Origin of the sequence: Streptomyces hydrogenans, assembly GCF_014656075.1 — a bacterium.
Lineage (GTDB): Bacteria > Actinomycetota > Actinomycetes > Streptomycetales > Streptomycetaceae > Streptomyces > Streptomyces hydrogenans.
Map to the genome: position 1 here is coordinate 15121 of NZ_BNBS01000063.1, position 16374 is coordinate 31494.

Annotated in this window: 13 protein-coding genes; 5 read left to right on the forward strand and 8 right to left on the reverse strand. The window is 74.4% G+C overall.

All coding sequences use genetic code 11. The features are described 5' to 3' along the window. Window positions 1–84: 84 nt before the first annotated feature. The gene (locus IE321_RS24555; RefSeq protein ID WP_043227732.1) at window positions 85–552 is read right to left on the reverse strand and encodes a VOC family protein; all 468 of its coding nucleotides are present in this window, start codon (window positions 550–552) and stop codon (window positions 85–87) included. 60 nt (window positions 553–612) lie between these two features. Between IE321_RS24555 and IE321_RS24560 the strand changes: the two genes are divergently transcribed. After that, on the forward strand, window positions 613–1194 hold the full coding sequence (locus IE321_RS24560; protein WP_190224563.1) for a CGNR zinc finger domain-containing protein: 582 nt from the start codon (window positions 613–615) through the stop codon (window positions 1192–1194). A gap of 59 nt (window positions 1195–1253) precedes the next feature. Here the strand turns inward: IE321_RS24560 and rarD are convergent, their stop codons facing one another. Both rarD and IE321_RS24570 read right to left on the reverse strand, forming a co-directional pair. Further along, the gene (rarD, locus tag IE321_RS24565) at window positions 1254–2360 is read right to left on the reverse strand and encodes an EamA family transporter RarD (RefSeq protein ID WP_190224545.1); all 1107 of its coding nucleotides are present in this window, start codon (window positions 2358–2360) and stop codon (window positions 1254–1256) included. 100 nt (window positions 2361–2460) lie between these two features. After that, window positions 2461–3336: an SDR family oxidoreductase gene (locus tag IE321_RS24570; RefSeq protein ID WP_190224546.1), complete on the reverse strand. Its 876-nt coding sequence runs from the start codon at window positions 3334–3336 to the stop codon at window positions 2461–2463. A gap of 100 nt (window positions 3337–3436) precedes the next feature. Here IE321_RS24570 and IE321_RS24575 point away from each other — a divergent pair, with 100 nt between their 5' ends. The 4 genes from IE321_RS24575 (at window position 3437) to IE321_RS24590 (ending at window position 9305) form a co-directional block, all read left to right on the forward strand. Beyond that, window positions 3437–3835 carry a winged helix-turn-helix transcriptional regulator gene (locus IE321_RS24575; protein ID WP_226651282.1) on the forward strand — a complete coding sequence of 133 codons (399 nt, stop codon included), beginning with the start codon at window positions 3437–3439 and terminating at the stop codon, window positions 3833–3835. Between the two features lie 83 nt (window positions 3836–3918). Then, window positions 3919–4764 carry a hypothetical protein gene (locus IE321_RS24580; RefSeq protein WP_190224547.1) on the forward strand — a complete coding sequence of 282 codons (846 nt, stop codon included), beginning with the start codon at window positions 3919–3921 and terminating at the stop codon, window positions 4762–4764. 185 nt (window positions 4765–4949) lie between these two features. Continuing rightward, window positions 4950–7112: a bifunctional serine/threonine-protein kinase/ABC transporter substrate-binding protein gene (locus tag IE321_RS24585; RefSeq protein ID WP_226651467.1), complete on the forward strand. Its 2163-nt coding sequence runs from the start codon at window positions 4950–4952 to the stop codon at window positions 7110–7112. A gap of 3 nt (window positions 7113–7115) precedes the next feature. Beyond that, window positions 7116–9305 (forward strand): bifunctional serine/threonine-protein kinase/ABC transporter substrate-binding protein, encoded by a 2190-nt coding sequence (locus IE321_RS24590; RefSeq protein WP_190224548.1) that lies wholly within the window; start codon window positions 7116–7118, stop codon window positions 9303–9305. Between the two features lie 55 nt (window positions 9306–9360). On the opposite strand, the gene IE321_RS24595 is transcribed toward IE321_RS24590, so the two are convergent. The 5 genes from IE321_RS24595 to IE321_RS24615 form a co-directional block, all read right to left on the reverse strand. Continuing rightward, window positions 9361–10422, reverse strand: a complete 1062-nt coding sequence (locus tag IE321_RS24595; protein WP_190224549.1) for a 2-oxoacid:ferredoxin oxidoreductase subunit beta — start codon at window positions 10420–10422, stop codon at window positions 9361–9363. Continuing rightward, the gene (locus tag IE321_RS24600; protein WP_043227725.1) at window positions 10415–12352 is read right to left on the reverse strand and encodes a 2-oxoacid:acceptor oxidoreductase subunit alpha; all 1938 of its coding nucleotides are present in this window, start codon (window positions 12350–12352) and stop codon (window positions 10415–10417) included. The genes IE321_RS24595 and IE321_RS24600 overlap by 8 nt, the downstream gene beginning before the upstream one ends. A gap of 299 nt (window positions 12353–12651) precedes the next feature. Beyond that, window positions 12652–13311: a response regulator transcription factor gene (locus IE321_RS24605; protein ID WP_043227818.1), complete on the reverse strand. Its 660-nt coding sequence runs from the start codon at window positions 13309–13311 to the stop codon at window positions 12652–12654. A 126-nt stretch (window positions 13312–13437) separates the two neighbouring features. After that, complete coding sequence (locus IE321_RS24610) at window positions 13438–14724, reverse strand: sensor histidine kinase (RefSeq protein ID WP_190224550.1); 1287 nt, start codon at window positions 14722–14724, stop codon at window positions 13438–13440. Between the two features lie 314 nt (window positions 14725–15038). Then, a complete protein-coding gene (locus tag IE321_RS24615; protein ID WP_190224551.1) occupies window positions 15039–16253 on the reverse strand; it encodes a sensor histidine kinase in 1215 nt (404 codons plus the stop codon). Window positions 16254–16374: the final 121 nt, after the last annotated feature.

Here is a 16374-nt window from a genome sequence, read left to right on the forward strand (position 1 = left end):
CCTCCCGGACCGGCGCCCGCCCGCCGAGCGCCGGCCCGGGAGGGCGTGCGTGCGTACGTACGCGAGGACGTGCGTACGCACGGATCACTGCACGCAGAACTCGTTCCCCTCGGGGTCGGTCATCACCACCCACGCGCCGCCCTGCTCGGCGACCCGCCGCAGCACGGACGCGCCCAGCTCCTCCAGCCGCTCCACCTCGGCGTCCCGGGTGCCGGACGGGGCGTGCACGTCGAGGTGGAGGCGGTTCTTCACGGTCTTCGCCTCGGGCACCCGCTGGAAGAGGATCCGCCGCCCCAGCCCCGCGCCGTTCTCCTCCGACACCGGGTCGTCCGGGTGCCGCACGGCGGCCAGGTCGTGCCACCCCAGCCGCTCGTCCGGCTTCCCCGCGCGCACGGTCACGGTCGCCTCGGCCGGCACGGCACCGGCGGCGAGCAGCTTCCCCACGAGCCCGCTGTGGTCCTCCTCCGCGTACCCGAGGGCGGCCGCCCAGAACGTGGCCTGGGCGTGCGGGTCGGCGGCGTCGATGACGAGCTTCCAATGCAGTGCGTTCATGTAACCACTTATACTGGTTACGTGAACGAGTCCGCCACCGGAACCGCCGGATCCCCTGGAATGACCCTCGTCCCCCGCGACGGGCAGCGCTTCCGCTTCGACGCGGGCGCGCTCTGCCTGGAGCTCCTCCTCACCGGCGGGCCCGGGCCGGTCGCGAGCCGCTACGAGTCGCTGGACCACCCGGACGGGCTGCTGGCCTGGGTACGGGAGTGCCGCCTGCCCGCCGGCCTCGACGCGGACCTCGTGGTCGCCGACGACGCGCCGGCCCGCTTCCGCGCCGTCCGGGACGCCCTCTGGCGCCTCGCCCTCGCCCGCGCGGAACGGGCGCCGTACGCCCCCGCCGACCTGGCCGTCCTCAACGAGGCCGCCGCCGCCCCGCCCCTCGTCACCCTGCTCGCGCCCGACGGCACGCGCGCGTGGGGCGCCGGGGCCACCGCCACGGCCCTCCTGGCCACCGTCGCCCGCGACGCCGTCGACCTCTTCACCGGCCCGCACGCCGACCGCGTCCGCGTCTGCGCCGCCGACGACTGCGCCCTCCTCTTCGTCGACACCTCCCGCCCCGGCGCCCGCCGCTGGTGCTCCATGACCCGCTGCGGCAACCGCCACAAGGCCCGCGCCCACCGCGCCCGCGCGACCTCCTGAGCACGCCGAAGGCCCCGCCCGGGATCGGGCGGGGCCTTCGGCGTGCTGCGGCGGAACGGCTAGGCGCGGACGTCGCCCTGGGCCTGGGTCGGGGTCGAGGCCGGTGCCGCCGTCGCGGCGGGGGCCGCGGTCGGAACGGGAGTCACGGCCGGAGCCGCCGCCGGGAGGTCGTCGGGCTGGTCCGCGAGGCGCTCGGCGGCCTCCCTCGCCGCCCGGGCGACCTCCGCGCGGCTGCGGCGGGCGGTGCGCAGGGCGTCCCAGGTGAGCAGCGTCAGGGCGAGCCAGACCAGGGAGAAGCCGGCCCAGCGCTCCGGCGGCATCGCCTCGTGGAAGTACGCGACGCCCAGCAGGAACTGGAAGGTCGGGGCGAGGTACTGCAGGAGCCCCAGGGTGGAGAGCGGCACCCGGATCGCCGCCGCGCCGAAGCAGACCAGCGGGATCGCCGTGACGATGCCGGTCGAGGCGAGCAGCGCCATGTGGCCCGCGCCCTCCGTGCCGAAGGCGAGTTCGGACCGCGAGCCGAGGAGGACCAGATAGCCCAGGGCGGGCAGGAAGAGGACGGCCGTCTCCGCCGCCAGCGACTCCAGGCCGCCGAGGTTCACCTGCTTCTTCACCAGGCCGTAGACGGCGAAGGAGACGGCGAGCGTGAGGGAGATCCACGGCGGGCGGCCGTAGCCCACCGCCAGGACCAGCACCGCCGCGAAGCCGATGCCGACCGCCGCCCACTGGGCCGGGCGGAGCCGTTCCTTCAGGACGAGGACGCCGAGCGCGATCGTCATCAGCGGGTTGATGAAGTACCCGAGGGACGCCTCGACGACGTGGCCGTTGTTGACCGACCAGATGTAGAGGCCCCAGTTCACCGTGATGACGGTCGCCGCGAGCGTCAGCAGGGCCAGCTTGCGCGGGTGGGCCAGCAGCTCCTTCACCCAGCCCCAGCGCCGCAGCGCCAGCAGGGCGAGGCCGACGAAGACGAAGGACCACACCATCCGGTGGGCCAGGATCTCGCCCGCGCTCGCCGGCTTCAGGAGCGGCCAGTAGAGCGGGACCAGGCCCCAGATCGCGTACGCGACGATGCCGTACAGCAGACCGGCGCGGTTCTCGGTCCCCGCGCCCGTTCCCGTGCCCGTCGTGCCGGTCCCTGTGACCGTGCCTCTTCGGCCGCCCATGAAAGCCTCCCGCCCTGCGCGCGCTGTTCCGACGAAGGTAGCGCCGCACAGGGCAGGCTGTCATGTGTGTACCGCTATACGGTCATGACCTTGGAGGGGGTCAGGAGGCCGCGGCCAGCGCCTCCGCGACCGTCGTGCCGATCGGGGTGGTCGGGCGGCCGATCAGCCGCGCCAGGTCGCCGGTCCGGACCGCCAGCGCGCCCCGCTCGATCGCCCGGTCGACGTCGACGAGGATCGCCGCGAAGAACTCCGGCACCCCCGCGCCCGTCAGGATCTCCAGGTGCGCCTCGGCCGGCACGTTCGTGTACGCGATCTCCCGCCCGCTGCGGGCGCCGATCTCCGCCGCGTACTCCGCGAGCGACCACGCCTCGTCGCCGCTCAGCTCGTACGCCCTGCCCAGGTGCTCCGCGGCCGGACCGGTCAGCACCGCCGCCGCGGCGGCCGCGTAGTCGGCGCGGGTGGCGGAGGCGATCCGGCCCTCGCCCGCGTTGGCGACGACGGCGCCGTGCGCGAGGACCGGGGCGAGGTTCGCCGTGTAGTTCTCGCTGTACCAGCCGTTCCGGAGGAAGGTGTACGGCAGGCCGGAGGCCAGGATCAGCGCCTCGGTCTCCTTGTGCTCCGCCGCCAGGTCGAAGTCGGCGTCGGGCCCGCCCAGGACGCCGGTGTACGCCAGCTGGGCCACGCCCGCCGCCTTGGCCGCGTCGATCACGGCGGCGTGCTGCGGGACCCGCTGCCCCACCTCGCTGCCGGAGATCAGCAGCACCCGGTCGCCCGCCTCGAAGGCCCCGGCCAGCGTCTCCGGCCGGCTGTAGTCGGCGATCCGCAGCTCGACGCCCCGGTCCGCGAGGTCCGCGGCCTTCTCCTTGTTCCGCACGACGGCGGCGACGGACCCGGCGGGGACGGACGGGTCCGCGAGGAGGGCGTCGACGACGAGACGGCCGAGCTGTCCGGTGGCTCCGGTGACGACGATGCTCATGGGGGGTTCCTTCGGGGGTGCGGTGGCTTTCGGGGTGCACACTCACCGTACGACGGGCACTAACCAGAGGAAAGTACCCACTTTGAAGTAAGGTACTGGCATGGAGGTAAGCAACCCAGCGCCCGAGATCCAGCCCCTGTTCGCCGACGTCGACGGCACCATGTGCCCGTCCCGGCTCGTCCTGGAGCACGTCACCAGCCGCTGGGGCGTACTCGTCCTGATCGCCCTCCTGGAACGCTCGTACCGCTTCGGCGAACTGCGGCGACGCGTCGGCGGCGTCAGCGAGAAGATGCTCACCCAGACGCTCCAGACACTGGAACGCGACGGCTTCGTCCACCGCGACGCCAAGCCCGTCATCCCGCCCCGCGTCGACTACACCCTCACCCCCCTCGGCGAGGACGCCGCCCACCGCGTCAAGGCCCTCGCCCTCTGGACCGACGAACGCGTCCCCGCCGTCGAGGCCGCCCGCGCCCGCTACGACGAAGCCCGCGGGCAATGACCTTGTAGCGCCACGGAGTTGCCCCCTCCGCGCATACGATCGTGACCCCTGGGGGAATCGTGTGAGCGGGGGATGGGGGAATCGTGTCCTACGTACGGCTGACGCATGCCTGCTGCGCCGCCCTGACGGGCGGACTGCTGCTGGTGGGGTGCTCGGGAGGGGGCGGGGGAGAGCCCGCGACGAGCACGGGGGCGCCGACGCGCGCGAGTTCAGGCGCCGCCCCGGCGCCCAGCACCTCCGCGCCCCGGGTCGCCCCCGTCCCCGGCGCCACACCCACCGCTCTCGACTTCGTCCCCGATCCGGCCCGCGCCCCGAAGAACGCCGCCGAAGCGGCCCGCCTCGCGCGCACGATCCTGTCCGGCGGACCGGACTCCTGGGGGCCCGGCTACGTCGCTCGGACGCCGTACCTCAGCGCCGAGGGCTACTGGCCGGTCCTCGCCGAAGGCTGCGCTTGGGAGACCGGCGCCGTGCCCTCCACCGTCCTCCACAGCGTCACCGCCTACATGGAGCTCCCCGGCGCCGGCGGCAAGGGCACCGTCCGCGTCTCCTCCACCGTCACCGTCCACCGCACGGAGGACGCTGCCGACTGGGAGATGGCCGAGACGCTGGAGGAGGCGCTGCGCTGCCCCGACCAGCTCCTCCGCGACGGCGAGCGGATCTCCGGCCTGATGTCCCTCGGCAACGCCTACGGCGTCGGCGACAACTACACCGCCGACGACACCGTCAACGAGCGCGGGAAATACCTCAAGGAAGGCGTGCCCGGCGAGCAGTACTACGGCTGGTCCCAGTCCCGGCTCGGGCAGGTCACCATCGCCGTCTCCGCCAAGGGCGCCCCCGGCCACGACGAGCAGGAACTGGGCACGGCGATGGCCCAGGCCTCGGTGGCCATGCTCACCCGTGCCGAGACAGCGCTGGAGGCAGAACAGTGACCGCCCCGGACGACACCCCGGACGCCCCGGGCACGCCCGACACCCCGGACCACGGCCGCTCCGCAGGTCCCACCGACACCCCGGCCGGCGCCCAGGACGCGGCTCCGGCGGTGCCGCCCCCGGCGCCCGCCCCGCCCGCGCCGGTCCCGGCCCCGGCGGCGTCCGGTCCCGGGGACCTCGCGCCCTTGCTCCCCGCCGACCCGTCCGGCATCGCCGGGTACCGGCTGCTCGGGCGGCTCGGGGCCGGCGGGATGGGGGTCGTGTACCTGGGGCGCACGGACGCGGGAGAGCTGGCGGCCGTCAAGGTCACGCTGGCCGACCGGGCCGAGCGGGCGGACTTCCGGGCCCGGTTCCGGCGCGAGGTCGAGGCGGCCCGGCGGGTCGTGTCGCCCTGGGCCGTCCCGGTGCTCGGCGCCGACCCCGACGCGCCCGAGCCCTGGCTCGCCACCGCCTTCGTCCCCGGACCCTCCCTCGGCGAGGCGGTCGTCGCGCACGGGCCGCTGCCCGGCCGCAGCCTCCGCGTCCTCGGCGGAGCCGTCGCCCGGGCACTCGCCGCCGTGCACGCCGCCGGGCTCGTCCACCGGGACGTCAAGCCCGGCAACGTCCTCCTCGCCGTCGACGGCCCCCGGCTCATCGACTTCGGCATCGCCCGCGCCGCCGACCCCGCAGGCGAGACCGCCCTCACCGGCACCGACCTGGTCGTCGGCACCCCAGGCTTCCTCGCGCCCGAGCAGGCGGAGGCCCGTACCGGAGACATCGGACCCGCCTCCGACGTCTTCGCCTTCGGCTGCCTCCTCGCCTACGCCGCCACCGGCCGCCCGCCCTTCGGCACCGGCGCCGTCGACGCCCTCATGTACCGCACCGTGCACGACGAGCCCGACCTCGACGGCGTACCGCCCGGGCTGCTGCCCCTGCTGCGCGACTGCCTCGCCAAGGACCCGGCCGACCGGCCCACCGCCGTGGAACTCGCCGGGCGGCTCGTCGTCGACACCCCCGGCACCGCCTCCGACTGGCTGCCCGCCCCCGTCGTCCACACCATCGCCGAGCGCTCCGCCCGGATGCTCGCCCTCCCGGACATCGACGCCACCGCGGCCGGTACGGCCCCGCCCGGAACCCCCTCCCGCAGCCGCCGCCGCTTCCTCCTCGCCTCCTCCGCCGCCGTCCTCGCCGCCGGAGGCGCGGGCACCTGGCTGGCCCTCCGCGACGACCGCCCGGACGCCAAGGGCACGCCCCCGCCGAAGGCCCGCAGGTGGACCATCGGCGTCCAGGCCGACCTCAGCGGCCCCGGCAAGGAGATCGGACAGGCCCAGGAGGCCGGCGTCCGGCTCGCCGTCGAGGCGTTCAACTCCCGCGAGGACAAGCCGTTCACGCTCGACGTCAAGGTCTCCGACGACCGGGGCGACACCACCCGCGCGCTCGCCGCCGCCCGCGCCCTCACCTCCGACCCCGACGTCCTCGGCATCATCGGCCCCAGCCACGACTACACCGGCCAGGAGTCACTGCCCGCCTACGACGAGGCCCGGCTCCCGGTCGTCACCGTCTCCGCCGGACTCAACCTCCTCATCAACCCCGCCCAGAACCAGGGCCGCAGCGTCGTCCGCGCCTGCCCCATCCACGCCTTCAACGGCATGCACCTCGCCTACCACGCGCAGGCCGTCCACCACCCGAAGCGCCCCGGCCTCCTCCAGGAACGCACCGACGACCCGTACTCCTGGCAGTTCGTCGTCGGTACCGACTTCGGCTTCAAACAGGGCGGGATCCCGCCCCGCCCCCGGGTGATCCCCGCCGGAGCCAAGGGCCTGGAGCGGGTCGTCGGCGAGATGGTGGACGCCGGCATCGACGCCTACGTCCACGCCGGACTCCTGCCCTCCGCCATCCGCGCCGCCAAGGCCCTCGACGCCCTCGGCTTCACCGGCCCCCGCCTCGCAGGCCAGCACGTCTTCGGCGACCGCTTCCTCCGCGACGCGGGCCGTTCCGCCGAGGGCTGGACCCTCGGCGCCCCGGTCGCCGACCCCACCACCCGCAAGGAGGCCGCCGCCTTCACCGCCGCCCACCGCGCCCGCTACGGCACCGCGCCCCGCTGGTACGCGGGCGAGGCGTACGACGTCACGCTGCTCCTCGCGAAGCACGTGGAGCAGGCGTACGAGAAGGGCGGGAAGCGACCCGACCGCACGACGCTCGCGCCCCTCCTGCGCAAGGACGTCCACCAGGGCGTCATGGGCGGCTACTCCTTCGACAAGGACGGCAACCTCAACGGCGTCGGCACCTTCCTCTACCGGGTGAAGGACGGGCGGTACCAGTCCCTCGGCGCCGCGCCCGCGACCCCGACGAAGCGGGCGGGCGGCTGATCCGTGCGCCCGCTCCACCGGTCCGACCCCTCCACGATCGCCGGCCACCGCCTGCTCGGCCGGCTCGGCTCCGGCGGCATGGGCGTCGTCTACCTCGCCCGCACCCCCGGCGGCGGGCTCGCCGCGGTCAAGCTGATCCGCGCCGAGCACGCCGCCGACCCCGCCTTCCGCGAGCGCTTCCGCCGCGAGGCCCGCACCGCGGAACGGATCACCGGCCGGTGGGTGGTCCGCGTCCTCGGCGCCGACCCGGAGGCCCGCGAACCCTGGCTCGCCACCGAGTACGTCCCCGGCCCCTCGCTCGCCGAGGCCGTCGCCCTGTCCGGCCCCCTGCCCGAACCGGCCGTCCGGGCCTTCGGCGCCCGGCTCGCCGACGCCCTCGCCGACCTCCACGCGGCCGGGCTCGTCCACCGGGACGTCAAGCCCGCCAACGTCCTCCTCGCCCTCGACGGGCCCCGGCTCATCGACTTCGGCATCGCCCGCACCGCCGGTGCCACCGCGCTCACCGCCACCGACGCCATGATCGGCACGCCCGGCTTCCTCGCCCCCGAACAGGCCCGCGCCGCCGGGGCGGGCGAAGTGGGCCCGCCCGCCGACGTGTTCGCCCTGGGCTGCGTCCTCTCCTACGTCCTCACCGGCGAACGCCCCTTCGGCACGGGCACGGTCGCCGCCGTGGTCTACCGCACCGTGCACGAGGAGCCGGAACTCGACTCCGTCCCCGCCTCCTTGAGGCCCCTGGTGGCTTCCTGTCTCGCCAAGGACCCGGCCGCCCGGCCCACCGCCGGGGCCGTGCGCGACGCGCTCGGCGGCACCGGGGGCCAGGCCGGGGAACTCCTGCCGCCCGGCCTGCCCTCCCTCATCGCCGAACGCTCCGCCCGCGTCCTCGACCTGCCCGTTCCCGAGCCGACGGCCCTGGTGTCCGCCGACCCTCCGCGCGGGCCCTCCCGGCGGCGTCTGATCATCGGCGGCTCGGCCGCCCTCGTCGCCGGCGCCGGCGGCCTCACCGCCTGGCTCGCCACCCGCCCCACCGGCACCGGCCCCGGCACCGGTACCCGGGCCCTCGCCACGTACACGATCGGCGTCCAGACCGACCTCAGCGGGCCCCGCAAGGCCGACGGCCGCGCCCAGGAACGGGGCGCCCGGCTCGCCGTCGAGCAGTTCAACGCCCGCCCCGACCGCCCCTTCGACCTCGCCGTGCGGGTCCGCGACGACGCGGGCGACCCGCGCCGGGCCGTCGCCGCCGCCGAAGCGCTCGGCGCCGACCGCTCCGTCGTCGCCGTCCTCGGCCCCACGACCCAGGAGGTGGTCCTCGCCGCCGTCCCGGTCCACCAGCGCACCGGGCTCCTCTACACGGCCGTCGCCACCGGCCTCGACCAGGGGCAGCTCTCCCAGACCCTGCTGACCGGCTGCTACTTCGAGGCCCGGCCGGTGGGCACCACGCTCCAGCTCGCCTTCTCGACCGCGGCCCTCGCCCGCGACATCAAGCGGTTCGCGGTCGTCGAGGACCGGGCCGCCGGCCGGTTCTCCTGGCACATGAGCAACGACGCCGAGAGCACCCTCGCCGCGTACGCCACCGTCGTCCGCCGACCGGTCGCCACGGACAGCGAGGACTTCGCCGCCGCCGTCCGGCCCCTCGTCGCCGACGGCGTCGGCGCCGTCCTCTACGCGGGGGCGTCGCCGCGCCGAGCCGGGCTCTGCGCCCGGGCGCTCGCCCGGGAGGGCTTCGACGGTCTGTGCGGCGGGATCGAACCCGTCCTGGAGCGGGAGTTCCTCGCCACCGCCGGCTCCGCGGCCGAGGGCTGGTACTTCGGCACCAGCTACGCCGACCCGGACGTGATCCCGACCGCCAGGGCCTTCGCCGCCGCCTACCGGAAGCGCTGGGGAGTGCCCGCCGCGAGCCCCGTCGAGCGGTACGCGGTCGAGGCGTACGACACCGTCCACGCCTTCGCCGGGGCCGTCGGGGACCTGCTGGAGGACGGGCTCGCCGTCCAGCGCGACGGGGTCGCCCACCGCTTCGCGGAGCGTGCGTACACCGGGGCCGTGAAGAGCTACGCCTTCGGCTCCGCGCGCAGCTACCGCTTCATCGACGAGGTGTTCGCGTACCGGGTCGAGAAGGGCGTCCCGCGCTGCCTCGGACGCTCCCTGGAGGTCAACCGGAAGGAGAAGGAGCGCCGCGAGGCCTCCCGGAAGCCCTGAGGGGCACGACCACCGCGGCCGCGCCCCTCGGCGTTCCGTCAGGTCCGGTGGCCGGTCAGCCCACCACCGTCCAGGTGTCGTTGCCCGAGAGGAGGCCGGCCAGGTCGCCCTCGCCCTGCTGGGCGACGGCGCGGTCGAGCTGGTCGGCCATCAGGGTGTCGTAGACCGGGCGTTCGACCGAGCGGAGGACGCCGATGGGGGTCCGGTGGAGGGTGTCGGGGTCGGCGAGGCGGGAGAGGGCGAAGGCGGTCGTCGGGGAGGCGGCGTGCGCGTCGTGGACGAGGATCCGGGACTCGTTCTCCGGGGTGACCTCGACGACCTCCAGGTCGCCGGTGGCGGGGTCGCGGACGACGCCCTTGCCGAGGTCGGCGCCAAAGCGGATCGGCTGCCCGTGTTCGAGGCGGATGACGGCCTCCTGGGCCTGGTCCTTGTCCTTGAGGACCTCGAAGGCGCCGTCGTTGAAGATGTTGCAGTTCTGGTAGATCTCCACCAGCGCGGTGCCGTTGTGGTCGGCGGCCTGGCGCAGCACCTCGGTGAGGTGCTTGCGGTCGGAGTCGACCGTGCGGGCGACGAAGGTGGCCTCGGCGCCGATCGCGAGGGAGACCGGGTTGAAGGGTGCGTCGAGGGAGCCCATCGGGGTCGACTTGGTGATCTTGCCGACCTCGGAGGTGGGGGAGTACTGGCCCTTGGTGAGGCCGTAGATCCGGTTGTTGAAGAGCAGGATCTTGAGGTTCACGTTGCGGCGCAGCGCGTGGATCAGGTGGTTGCCGCCGATGGAGAGCGCGTCGCCGTCGCCGGTGACGACCCAGACGGACAGGTCGCGGCGGGAGGTCGCCAGGCCGGTGGCGATGGCCGGGGCGCGGCCGTGGATGGAGTGCATCCCGTAGGTGTTCATGTAGTACGGGAAGCGGGACGAGCAGCCGATGCCGGAGACGAAGACGATGTTCTCCTTCGCCAGGCCCAGCTCGGGCATGAAGCCCTGGACGGCGGCGAGGACGGCGTAGTCGCCGCAGCCGGGGCACCAGCGGACCTCCTGGTCGGACTTGAAGTCCTTCATGGTCTGCTGGGCCTGGGCCTTGGGCACCAGGTGGAGCAGGGGCTCAGAGGTCTCAGGCATCGATGGCCTCCTTGAGGGCGGCGGCGAGCTGCTCGGCCTTGAACGGCATGCCGTTGACCTGGGTGTGGCTGCGGGCGTCGACGAGGAACTCGGCCCGGACGAGGGTGGCGAGCTGGCCGAGGTTCATCTCGGGGATCACGACCTTCTCGTACCGCTTCAGGACCTCGCCGAGGTTCTTCGGGAAGGGGTTGAGGTGGCGCAGGTGGGCCTGCGCGATGTGGCCGCCCTCGCGGCGGATGCGGCGTACGGCGGCGGTGATGGGGCCGTAGGTGGAGCCCCAGCCGAGGACCAGGGTCCGGGCGCCGTCCGGGTCGTCCGTCTCGATGTCGGGGACGTCGATGCCGTCGATCTTGGCCTGCCGGGTGCGGACCATGAACTCGTGGTTGGCGGGGTCGTAGGAGATGTTGCCCGTGCCGTCCTGCTTCTCGATGCCGCCGATGCGGTGCTCCAGGCCGGGCGTGCCGGGGACGGCCCAGGGGCGGGCCAGGGTCTCCGGGTCGCGCTTGTAGGGCCAGAAGACCTCGGTGCCGTCGGCCTGGGTGTGGTTCGGGCCGGTCGCGAAGGGGGTGCGCAGGTCGGGCAGGTCCGCGACCTCGGGGATCCGCCAGGGCTCGGAGCCGTTGGCGAGGTAGCCGTCGGAGAGCAGGAAGACGGGGGTGCGGTAGGCGAGCGCGATCCGGGCGGCCTCCAGGGCCGCGTCGAAGCAGTCGGCCGGGGTCTTCGGGGCGACGACGGGGACCGGCGCCTCGCCGTTGCGCCCGTACATGGCCTGGAGGAGGTCGGCCTGCTCGGTCTTGGTCGGCAGGCCGGTGGACGGGCCGCCGCGCTGGATGTCGACGATCAGGAGCGGCAGTTCCAGGGAGACCGCGAGGCCGATGGTCTCGGACTTGAGGGCCACGCCGGGGCCGGAGGTGGTCGTCACGGCCAGCGAGCCGCCGAAGGCGGCGCCGAGCGCGGCGCCGATGCCGGCGATCTCGTCCTCCGCCTGGAAGGTCCGGACGCCGAAGTTCTTGTGCCGGCTGAGCTCGTGCAGGATGTCCGAGGCCGGGGTGATCGGGTACGAGCCCAGGTAGAGCGGCAGCTCCGCCTGCTTCGCCGCGGCGATGAGGCCGTAGGAGAGGGCCAGGTTCCCGGAGATGTTGCGGTAGGTGCCGGTGGGGAAGGCGCGGGTCGCGGGGGCGACCTCGTAGGAGACGGCGAAGTCCTCGGTGGTCTCGCCGAAGTTCCAGCCGGCCCGGAAGGCGGCCACGTTCGCCTCGGCGATCTGCGGCTTCTTCGCGAACTTGGACCGCAGGAAGGCTTCCGTGCCCTCGGTCGGCCGGTGGTACATCCAGGACAGCAGTCCGAGCGCGAACATGTTCTTGCTGCGCTCGGCCTCCTTCCTGGACAGGCCGAACTCCTTGAGCGCCTCGATGGTCAGCGTCGTCAGCGGCACCGGGTGGACGCGGTAGCCGTCCAGCGAGCCGTCCTCCAGCGGACTCTGCGCGTACCCGACCTTGGCCATGGCCCGCTTGGCGAACTCGTCGGTGTTCACGATGATCTCGCCGCCGCGCGGCACGTCCGCGATGTTCGCCTTGAGGGCGGCCGGGTTCATCGCGACCAGCACGTTCGGCGCGTCGCCGGGGGTCAGGATGTCGTGGTCGGCGAAGTGGAGCTGGAAGGACGAGACGCCGGGCAGGGTCCCTGCGGGGGCGCGGATCTCGGCCGGGAAGTTCGGCAGCGTGGACAGGTCGTTCCCGAAGGACGCCGTCTCCGAGGTGAAACGGTCACCCGTGAGCTGCATGCCGTCACCGGAGTCCCCCGCGAACCGGATGATCACCCGGTCCAGCCGTCGGACTTCCTTCTCGGCGCCGTTCCGGGCCTCCGCCGGGGCGCTGCGCTGCTCCCCGAGCAGGGCCTCGCCGGCCTCGCTACTGACCTGGCTGGTCACTTACTGGACCTCCCTAGCGGCAAGCGGGACTCTCGGCCCACCCTACGACGGTGGGGTGGGCCTTCCCGGGACTTCTCGCATGATGGGCCTCTGTTTGAGACGCCCTTTCGTTGTGCATTGTCCTGTTCTGCGCCTACCCGGATTGCTCCGGAACGCCGTATTCCGCCTCGTTCTTCCGTCCTAGGACCACCCCAGGCTCCTCCCGGGGCGTCCAGGGCCGGTCCAGGTGCCGTCCAGGCGTCCGGGCCCGTATCTGACAGAGTGTCAGAAGATCAAGGCTTCCGTACGGGGAAAACGGCTCAGGACCTGAGGTACGTCAGCACCGCGAGCACCCGGCGGTGGTCGCCCTCGCTCGGTGACAGGCCCAGCTTCAGGAAGATGTTGCCGATGTGCTTCTCCACCGCGCCGTCGCTCACCACCAGCTGCTTCGCGATGGCCGAATTCGTCCGCCCCTCGGCCATCAGACCGAGGACCTCCCGCTCGCGCGGCGTCAGATGGGCCAGCACGTCCTGCTGCCGGCTCCGGCCGAGCAGCTGCTGGACCACCTCCGGGTCCAGGGCCGTACCGCCCCCGGCCACCCGCACCACCGCCTCGGTGAACTCGCGCACCTCCGCGACCCGGTCCTTCAGCAGATAGCCCACGCCCCGCGTCGACCCGGCCAGCAGCTCGGTGGCGTACTGCTCCTCCACGTACTGCGACAGCACCAGCACCCCGAGGTCCGGATACTCCGCGCGCAGCCGCACCGCCGCCCGCACCCCCTCGTCCGTGTGGGTCGGCGGCATCCGCACGTCGGCCACCACCACGTCCGGCAGCGCCCCCGCCTCCGCGAGCTCCGCCACCGTCTTCACCAGCGCCTCGCCGTCGCCGACACCCGCGACGACCTCGTGCCCACGGTCCGTGAGCAGCCGCGTCAGCCCCTCGCGCAACAGCACCGAGTCCTCGGCGATCACCACCCGCACCCGGTCCGCCACCTCTGCCACGCCCACGTCCGCCGCCCCCATGTCCCTGTCGTGCCGATCACGCGGCCCGGTCGGCGCCGCGTGATCAGCATCGCAGGAAAGCCCCCGCCGGGGACACGGGACGCCTCAGGCCCGCCAGGGCAGCTCGGCCGTCACCGTCGTCGGCCCGCCCGCCGGCGAGTCCACCGCCAGCACGCCGTCCACCGACCGCAGCCGCTCCGCGAGCCCGGCCAGACCCTGCCCGCGCGCCGGGTCCGCGCCGCCCACGCCGTCGTCCCGCACCTGGAGCATCAGCCGCTCCTCCGAACGCCACACGTCCACCGAGGCCCGCCGGGCCCGCGCGTGCCGCGTCACGTTCTGGAGCAGCTCCGTGACCGTGAAGTAGGCCAGGCCCTCGATCGCCGCCACCGGCCGGCCCGGCAGGTCCACCGTCACCGCCACCGGCACCGCGCAGCGGGCCGCCACCGACGACAGCGCCGCGTCCAGGCCCCGGTCGGTCAGCACCGCCGGATGGATGCCCCGCGCCAGGTCCCGCAGCTCCTTCAGCGCCAGCTTCACCTCGCCGTGCGCCTCGTCCACCAGCACCGCCGCCGCCTTCGGGTCGCTGGCCAGGGTCTCCCGCGCCAGCCCCAGGTCCATCGCCAGCGACGCCAGCCGCGCCTGCGGCCCGTCGTGCAGGTCCCGCTCGATCCGCCGCAGGTCCGCCGCCGCCGTGTCCACGACCGCGCCCCGGTCCGACTCCAGCTCGGTCACCCGCTCCGCCAGCCGCCCCGGGCCCAGCAGTCCCGCCACCAGCACGCGGTCCACCGCCGTCAGCCCGCGCACCACCGGCGGCCACGCCAGCACGAACAGCAGCCCGACCAGGCAGGCCACGCCCACCTCGAAGGGCGAGTCCAGGTACAGGGCGTGGGTCTCGTCGCCGTACAGCTGGATCCCGTCCTGGCCCAGGTAGGCGGGGAAGACCCACCGCCACACCGGGTAGGTGAACAGGGCCCAGCCCCACGTGAAGAAGACCAGCGACACGGAGAACGAGAACACCGCCCACGGGAAGTGCACCAGCGCGTACAGCAGGTGCCGCCACGAGGCCCCGGACCGCAGCATCGCCGCCATCCACGAGAACGCCCCGCCCGTCCGGCCCCGCACCGGCTCCGGCGCCGCCACGTCCGCCCCGAGCAGCCCCCGCACCCGGGCCCGCTCCACCGCGCCCAGCCCCCGGCAGACGGCCAGCGAGGCGGCCAGCACCGGGATCCCGAGGAAGGTGATCAGCAGCCCCACCCCCGCCGAGGTCAGCGAGACCGCCAGCGAGAACCACAGCACGCTCAGCGGCAGACCCACCAGCGTGAAGAGGAATGCCTTCCAGGTCCGTGCCTGGAAGGGGGCCCGAAGCGCGGCGGGGACGAGGGGCGAATCCATCGGACGTCCTTCTCTCTGGCTCTCTGGGGGTTTTCCCGGGTACGACTCCAGGGTTCCGTCCGGGACCCCCTCGCCACCATGAGGCGGGTCGGCGTCTCCCGAGGGGGGTTATCCCTACCGGGCCGGGAGGCCCGGCCTCGGAGATCGCTTGGGGAGCCGACCTCGGAGGTCGGCCTCGGATGCCGGGCCTGGGAGGTCCGGCCTCGGGGGTCCGGCTCGGAGACCTTGCCTCCGGGGGGCCGGCCCGAGGGTCCGCCCCGGGAGGCCCGCACTCGGAGGCCCGCCCCCGCGGCCCCGCCCCCGTACCGGGCGTCTCAGCCCTGCCGGGCCCGCCACGGCAGCTCCGCCGTGATCACCGTCGGGCCGCCCTCGGGGGAGTCCACGACCAGCAGGCCGTCCACCGCGCCGAGACGTTCCGCCAGCCCGGCCAGGCCGGTGCCGCCGTCGAAGCGCGCACCGCCCCGCCCGTCGTCGCGTACCTGGAGCAGCAGCCGGTCGTCCGCCCGCCACACCTCCACCGAGGCCGACCGCGCCCGGGCGTGCTTCGACACGTTCTGCAGCAGCTCCGAGACCGTGAAGTACGCGATCCCCTCGATCGCCTCCGCCGGCCGCTGCGGCAGCTCCACCGCCACCGTCGCCGGCACCGTGCACCGCCCCGCCAGCGACGACAGCGCCGCCCCCAGCCCCCGGTCGGTCAGCACCGCCGGGTGGATGCCCCGCGCCAGGTCCCGCAGCTCCTGGAGGGCCAGCTTCACCTCGCCGTGCGCCTCCGCGACCATCTCCGCAGCCGCCTCCGGGTCCTCGTGCAGCTTCTCCTTGGCCAGCCCGAGCCCCATCGCCAGCGCCACCAGCCGCGCCTGCGCCCCGTCGTGCAGGTCCCGCTCGATCCGCCGCAGGTCCGCCGCCGCCGTGTCCACGACCACGCCCCGGTCCGACTCCAGCTCGGCGATCCGCCGCTCCAGCTCGTCCGAGGGCGAGAGCAGCCCCCGCACCATGCCCCGGTCCGCCGCCGCCAGCCCCCGCGCGAGGAACGGCAGCACCGGCCACAGCGCCACCAGCGACACCAGCGTCACGGAGAAGGTGAAGACCCCCCACGGCAGCCGGATCAGCCCGTACAGCTGGCTCCGCCACGCCACCGGGTCCTTCAGCCGCGCCCACAGCCACGGCAGCGTCACGGCGGCGCGGGGCAGCGGCGCCGGCTCCGCCTCGTCCGCGTCGAGCAGCCGCATCGCCCGCGCCCGCGCCGAGCGCCCGATCCCGCGCGCCCCCGCCAGCCCGGCCGCGAGCAGCGGCAGGCCGATCACGGTGACCGACAGGGCGATCCCGACGAGCACCGTGGTGACGGAGTAGACGAAGCCCACGAGGGAGGCGGGCAGGTTGAGGAGGAGGAAGGAGATCTCCTTCCAGGTCTCCTTCCCGTACGCGGTCCGCTGCCGGGCGGGCGCGCGGCCGGGGGCGCGCCCGGGCGCGGCGGACGCGGCGGACGCGGTGTCGGCCGGGGAGGGAGTGCTCGGGTGATCAGCGGTCATGCCCCCAGCCTGCCGTCCCCCGCCCGCCCGGGGCCATGGGGGGAGTGGGTGTCGGCCCGGGGGGATAACCCCACCCGCACCTGCTTACGCTCCTTTTAGCAGGGCCTAGACTCGCGTCGGT

What these genes read in the sequence shown, in the direction of transcription:
- IE321_RS24555 (WP_043227732.1), bottom strand. Translation starts at nt 552, where the DNA reads ATGAACGCACTGCATTGGAAGCTCGTCATCGACGCCGCCGACCCGCAC.
- IE321_RS24560 (WP_190224563.1), top strand. Translation starts at nt 613, where the DNA reads ATGACCCTCGTCCCCCGCGACGGGCAGCGCTTCCGCTTCGACGCGGGC.
- rarD (WP_190224545.1), bottom strand. Translation starts at nt 2,360, where the DNA reads ATGGGCGGCCGAAGAGGCACGGTCACAGGGACCGGCACGACGGGCACG.
- IE321_RS24570 (WP_190224546.1), bottom strand. Translation starts at nt 3,336, where the DNA reads ATGAGCATCGTCGTCACCGGAGCCACCGGACAGCTCGGCCGTCTCGTC.
- IE321_RS24575 (WP_226651282.1), top strand. Translation starts at nt 3,437, where the DNA reads ATGGAGGTAAGCAACCCAGCGCCCGAGATCCAGCCCCTGTTCGCCGAC.
- IE321_RS24595 (WP_190224549.1), bottom strand. Translation starts at nt 10,422, where the DNA reads ATGCCTGAGACCTCTGAGCCCCTGCTCCACCTGGTGCCCAAGGCCCAG.
- IE321_RS24610 (WP_190224550.1), bottom strand. Translation starts at nt 14,724, where the DNA reads ATGGATTCGCCCCTCGTCCCCGCCGCGCTTCGGGCCCCCTTCCAGGCA.
- IE321_RS24615 (WP_190224551.1), bottom strand. Translation starts at nt 16,253, where the DNA reads ATGACCGCTGATCACCCGAGCACTCCCTCCCCGGCCGACACCGCGTCC.